This window comes from Streptomyces sp. 2A115 (assembly GCF_052245575.1).
Classification (GTDB): domain Bacteria; phylum Actinomycetota; class Actinomycetes; order Streptomycetales; family Streptomycetaceae; genus Streptomyces.
The window spans coordinates 1-1,368 of sequence record NZ_JBQQCG010000221.1 but is presented as its reverse complement, the minus strand read 5'-3'; the positions used below and the strand labels follow the sequence as shown (position 1 = coordinate 1,368).

The 1,368-nt window shown below is 69.8% G+C and carries 1 protein-coding gene; it reads left to right on the top strand.

From position 1 onward, the window contains the following. Positions 1-92 precede the first annotated feature (92 nt). The gene (locus ACTWQR_RS55685) at positions 93-1,109 is read left to right on the top strand and encodes an IS110 family transposase (protein WP_443235008.1); all 1,017 of its coding nucleotides are present in this window, start codon (positions 93-95) and stop codon (positions 1,107-1,109) included. The last annotated feature ends 259 nt before the right edge of the window (positions 1,110-1,368 follow it).

Sequence of the window (1,368 nt, the reverse complement as noted above, 5' to 3'; positions counted from 1 at the left end):
CTGACCTGACCCTATGAGGGCCGGGGCCCCATTCGGGCGGGCCCGGAGGACCATCGGTTGCGGATGGTTCGGACTCGAGGAGGAGGCCCGGGATGCAGGCTTGTGTCGGGATTGATGTGCACCGCCGTCGGTCGCAGATCGCTGTGACGGATGAGGGCGGGAAGATCGCGGTGAACCGGAACGTGCCGAACGGTCGGAAGCCGGTGCTGGGGGTGATCGGAGATCTGCCGGTGGGCACACCGGTGGCGTTCGAGGCGGCGTTCGGCTGGGGCTGGCTGATCGAGCTGCTCCAGGATTACGGCTTCGAGGCGCACATGGCGCATCCCCTGCAGTGCAAGGCGATCGCCTCGGCGCGGCTGAAGAACGACAAGGTCGACGCCGCGACCCTGGCCCATCTGCTGCGCGCGGACCTGCTGCCGGAGGCGTGGATCGCCCCACCGCACGTGCGTGAGCAGCGGGCCGTGCTGCGCCACCGCGCCCAACTGGTACGGCTGCGCACGCTGCTGCGCAACCGGATCCACGCGGTCCTGGCCCACCATGGCTGTGACCGTGCGTCCAGCTGCTGGAGCGCACCGGGCCGGGCCTGGCTGGACGAGCTGCCGCTGCCGGAAGCCTCCCGGCACGTGGTGGCCGACCTGCTGGAGATGATCGACGCACTCCAGCAGGTCATCGACCGGATCGACGAGGGCTTGACCGAGACGGCCAGGACGGACCCGCGGGTGAAGGCGCTCACCACGCTGCCCGGCGTCGGCCGGCTTACCGCCCAGATCATCGTGGCCGAGGTCGGCGACATCGCGCGTTTCCCCTCCGCCCGCAAGCTCGCCTCCTGGGCCGGGCTCACTCCCACCGTCCAGGGCTCGGACCGCACCGTGCGCTACGGGCACATCTCCAAACAGGGTGACCCCTGGCTCCGCTGGATCATGAACGAGGCGGCACAGACCGCCAAACGCTCCCCGCAGTTCGCGGCCCACTACGAACAGATCGCGCACCGCCGCGGGAAGAAGATCGCCACCATCGCGATCGCCCGCAAACTCCTCACCCACGCCTACCACCTGCTGCGCGACGCCGAGGCGGCACGCCAGCCGAAGGAGCCGTGCACCCCCGCGTGACGACCACATCCAAAGAGTGGGACACCAAGCCCCGGGCGAGCTCGCATCGCTGCATGAGCCGGCCACGCCGCGCTCGATGACCTGAATGAGCAGCCCGGCCCCCGAAGCAAGGTCATGATCCCGCCCGGTCGGCCGGGATCGAATGGGTGCGTGGAGGCTTCCCTCCGCAGGACCACAAACCGGGGGACCACGGCCTGGACATCCCCCACCCACCAGCCACGACAACCCGGCGAACAACGCCACAACCTCACCGGGACGG